The following is a 4,607-nucleotide window of genomic DNA, read 5'->3' on the forward strand; positions in this document are numbered from 1 at the left end:
TCGACACTGGCGCGTTCCCATTGAATCTGGTCGTATTCCCGCAAGTGCTGCAGCATGGCGTCATGGATGCGTTGCCACACACCGGCCTGTTGCCATGCATGCAGGCGCCGCCAGCAACTCATGCCGCTGCCGCAGCCCAGTTCATGGGGAAGATATTCCCAAGGCAAGCCTGTCTTGAGCACGAACAGGATGCCGGTCAAAGCGGCGCGGTCGTCAATGCGAGGGCGCCCGCCTTTGGGGGAAGGACGATAACCGGATGGCACGGAAGGTGACTGGGCATCTGCAGCTATTCCCCTCCTATAAAACAGGGTCAGTCCCCTGACGGGCACGTCGAAAAACCTACCTTTTCAGCCTGGACCTAGCTGACATCAACACAGAATCTAACGAATTATCACTGTTGCGCTTATGCCACGGAGCGACGCTAAATTATCGTCAGCAAACACTAATACTAGTCAGTCGTCTTGAGCCAACTGCCACAAGAAGATAGGTGGCCGCCCATAGGGACATCTTGATCTGGAAAATAGACTGAAAGAAATTTATGTTTCCTTACATGCATTGAGTCGTGAACGGTTCACTATCCCATCCCAAAATAACAATCGCGATGTCGACGAATGCAGGAAAGGGTTATCTTGACTATTCCGTCAAGGTAGATATATTGAGCGGTATTCCTGTTGCAAACGTATCGGACGAAAATCCAAAGCGGCGTTTGTAGAGACGTGATCAGCCATGGCGGGTTTCAATCGATTTCTAGACTGACGACTCAATCATACTCTCGGAGCGGTCATGGACAAACCAGACGAATTTCAGGCGGCTAGTGCTGCGGCGTCAAAATTTCTGATTGACGCGATGGAGTGCATCTCAAAAATTTTAAACTCAAATCCGATATCTACGGAAGGCGTTCCCCCCCCCCAAGCTATTTCCAAGCGGAATCGAATGCATATATCTGAATGTCAAGAACCAAAGTGGAGTAGAAATTACCCTTGCCGTCGGCGGAAAAAATACGTCGATGCACTTTTTTCCAAAGGCTGAAGGTGCACGAACAGTTGCTGTAATGGAGCGTGGTGGGTGGGTATCGTCGGGATGAATCGAGGGCTGAGAATGAATGGGAACGGATCAAAGTCTTCCCTCCGTCCGCGTAGGAACGCCTGGTATCTAATCTGGAAAAATCATGTTGCCGCTCAAATTCTCTGCTTTAATTTGCGTAACGTTGGCTGGGTGCGCGAGCTTCACTCCGATGGAAATAGCGTCTAAAAACAGCGATGACGGGCTGATTTACTATCTACTAAAACGCAATATTATCATAGCGGTGGATGTGGATGAAACTGGGATGGCCAATAAGGCTACGATAGGACCTAGCGCATCTTACCCAGACACCGCAAAGCCGTATTTGCTATAGCATAAAAACGGAATGTTTGGAAAAAATGAAACTAACATCGGAGTTGCTAACGGATTACTTACCACGTCCAACGCGACTGTGACGAGCACTATATCTAGCATAGGAAAGAGTTTAGGGGATCTAGCCGGTACTATTTCGGCAAAAGGCTTCGTCAGCACGACTCAGAAGAAGCATTCGGCCTGTAGTAAAGGAGCGCACCATTTTTTTGTCGATCCAAATTTCAAGCCTGGCGAGTTGTGCGGCTTGGAAATAAAGATCGAACCTATGCAGATCTCAAGTTATTTACAAGGTACCGTTAGGGCGCGTGATACTCCGCATGCCGGTGTATATTATCGTTTGAACCGGCCCTTCAAAGTATCTGCTAGCCGCGATCAGCCAGTGCTGAACGAGTCCGCGATAGTTCTAATTCCAAATGATTCTACGACTATTTTTTTGCCGATATCGAAAAGTTTTTTTTGCGGATTCAAAAGCCGAGATTACGTTCGTCGACGGAATGTTAACCGGCTACAAGCAGACTACCGAGAGCGAAGCTTTTGCGGCAATCAAACTTCCGGCTGAAATAGCTAGTTCCTATTTTGCGGAAATTGGAGAAGTCTTCACTAATTTCAAGAAAAATGACGAGCTCAACATGAACTCAATGGATGCACGCATTAAGTTGGAACTCGCCAAACAAAAATACGAAAGTTGTATTGCCGCGATTTCCACGAAGAATGAGAACTTAATTAAAACATTGGGTTGTGGAGGATAATTATCTTTTTAGGTAAGCGATGTGGGTCGCGAGCGATTTAAGCTGCAGCGTATTATTGGCTGTTTCTCTCCGTTTTGCATTTCGGTCATTTTGCAAAAATGCAGATTTATCATGAATAATGAATTGCGCTACAACGGAATAGGTATGTCTAAAATTAAGTTGAGTTTCCACAGTGTTTTAGAGGCTGTCCGGTGGTGGTTCGTTTCGGCAGCTGGATTGCAAAAATAATAATTATTAAGTGATGGAATGGGGTACGAAATGCGCGTTCGGGTCTTCAGGTGTTCTATATTCGATTCGATGTCAGCAAAGTTCCGTTGCCGTATCGCAAAATCCGCGCTGATTTTGAGCTATTGCGTTATTCTGTCTAATATTTTCTGCCATGCGCAAACACAGCGGACGTCGGTTCCGGTCACCCGTCAGTTTACGGTGTATTTTGGACACGATAGCGCGAAACTCACAACCGAAGCGGAAGTCGTAGTCGACCTGGCCAGCCGATTTATTCGTTCACATCCAACCGCATCAATACTTCTCTCAGGCTATACCGATAGACTTGGATCAAGTTCGTACAATTTCCGCTTGGCAAGAAAACGTTCAAAGAGCACTGTGAACTCCTTAAGAAATAAAGGGGTGGACTCGCGCATTACGGTCCGTACAAAGGGTGAATTTGAGCTGCCGTTCCCCACGGCTGACTCCAGGGCGGAACCACTCAACAGATGTGTTGTCATTACCGTTACGGTTGGCGCTCAACCGGATTTAAATGAAGGAGACTAACGTGCCTATTAAAGAAGTTGACGCTCTTGCGAATTTCAAACTGACGCTAGATCACTATTACTCATTGGTGAAGGCAAATATTGGCAATCTTCAGGTAAACCAATTTGTACAGCTTCAGGCTACCGCAATTCCTTTTGACGTCAGTGAGGACTACGAATGGTTTTCAAGGGGAAACATAGCAAACTTTTTCAACGTCAGACTTGAGCCTACGCCTGTCGCGGAAAACGTTGCCTTACTAGCTAATGCAAAGTTTTCAAACGAATATATTTTGATGGTTTCCGATCTCCTGGCACTCGTGGAGGTGCGCCAGTTGGACAGCGACACGCTCAAGAAGATCGATCAACTTCAAACGGCGGTGAACAATCGAGGAGAGGCAAACACAATTTTACGGCAAAAACGTTTTGACGACTGGGTTGCATATGCGCAATCTTCAATGATTGACCGGGGCGACTTAGCGATATTCGCCCATTGGAGTCAAGGTCAGGCGATTACACGACAGATCAACGATAACGAAGTTGAGCAAGCTCGTGAGCAAGCATTGATTTCGGCATTAAGAATTCGAAAATATGAGGATCCTCAGGACCAGGCTGTCGTAGATGCCTACGAGCGCGCAACTGGTGCCGCGTCACGGATGCGTTTTCCCCGGTTTGAGGATAAAGAGTATGGGGACGAGCAGAAGAAGTTCAGTCCGGTTTATTTCGCAATGTTACCTGATAATGAATCGAGTTTGTTTGCTAACCGCCAGTTTATAACGCCTGGCACATCGTTGAAAACTATCACCAGCGGTACGCTTGGGGCGCTCAGCTCGGGCATTAAAAAAGAAAGCAAAGCGTCGTCATCGATTACCACGGACTGGTCCGCGAACGTTAGCGCGAGTTATGGGCCGTTCTCAATGAATGCGAACGCGAGTAGCCACGAGCAAATCAAAGAAGACTTTTCGCATACTGAATTGATTACGGTGAGTTCGCGTTCGTTGATGGCCATTCCAATAGATGCTACTTCATGGTTCGATCCCGATATATTCCGTAACCGACTAGTAAAAAAACATCGACGCCTTTTCGAAAGGTATCTGGGAATTAAAGGAACTCTGCTCTACTATCCAACTCATTTGATAATCGTCCGGGGCCTTAGTTTGAAGTTTACGTCAAGTCAAGAGTGGAAATATGACTATGAACACGATTTTTCCGCTGGCGGGTCTGCCTCTGCAAAGATATTCGGCGTTGGATTTGGTGGTGGAGCCAAGTACAGCAAAAATATAAAGGAGCAGAAGGTAGAAAAGCGAGGGCACGACCTTACTCTCGACGACGGAGAGAATATACGCATCCTCGGGTACGTCGGAGTAAAGAACAGCAGCTTTGACGATGATTTTATTGCGGAATTCGGCCAAGGACAGGACCCACGCTTGATAAAGGAGGGGTGATAGAATAAGAGCACCTAACAAAACGTCGTCCAGAGAAACAAACGGCCCCGAAGCTGGTCAAACCCACCTGACATTGTTTTCGGGAGCCGCGCCATGGCCAAATCTCTTCTTCCTGACGACCTGTGGGCGCTGATTCAGCCATTGCTACCAGCATATCGTCCTTCCCCCACAGGCGGGCGCCCTCGCATTGACGACCGCGCCGCTTTGACCGGCATCCTGTTCGTCCTCAAGACAGGCTTGCCTTGGGAATATCTTCCCCGTGAACTGGGCTG

General features: G+C 47.6%; 5 protein-coding genes. 4 read left to right on the top strand and 1 reads right to left on the bottom strand.

Features of this window, described 5'->3' with window-relative positions; translation table 11 throughout:
• Positions 1 to 263: transposase (locus AC07VH_RS29150; protein ID WP_494804047.1), on the bottom strand; the 263-nt coding region annotated here is incomplete at its 3' end.
• Positions 264 to 1,889: 1,626 nt separating this feature from the next.
• Between AC07VH_RS29150 and AC07VH_RS29155 the strand changes: the two genes are divergently transcribed.
• From AC07VH_RS29155 to AC07VH_RS29170, 4 genes are all read left to right on the top strand, one after another.
• Entirely contained in the window at positions 1,890 to 2,144 is a 255-nt protein-coding gene (locus tag AC07VH_RS29155; protein WP_494789623.1) for a hypothetical protein, read from the top strand.
• Positions 2,145 to 2,441: 297 nt separating this feature from the next.
• Complete coding sequence (locus tag AC07VH_RS29160) at positions 2,442 to 2,915, top strand: OmpA family protein (protein WP_494803990.1); 474 nt, start codon at positions 2,442 to 2,444, stop codon at positions 2,913 to 2,915.
• A gap of 1 nt (position 2,916) precedes the next feature.
• The gene (locus tag AC07VH_RS29165; protein WP_494789621.1) at positions 2,917 to 4,335 is read left to right on the top strand and encodes a hypothetical protein; all 1,419 of its coding nucleotides are present in this window, start codon (positions 2,917 to 2,919) and stop codon (positions 4,333 to 4,335) included.
• 93 nt (positions 4,336 to 4,428) lie between these two features.
• Positions 4,429 to 4,607, top strand: a 179-nt coding sequence (locus tag AC07VH_RS29170) for a transposase (RefSeq protein ID WP_494803992.1), incomplete at its 3' end; no start/stop codon positions are given.

Source organism: Janthinobacterium sp. GW821-FHT03C10 (genome assembly GCF_059420865.1).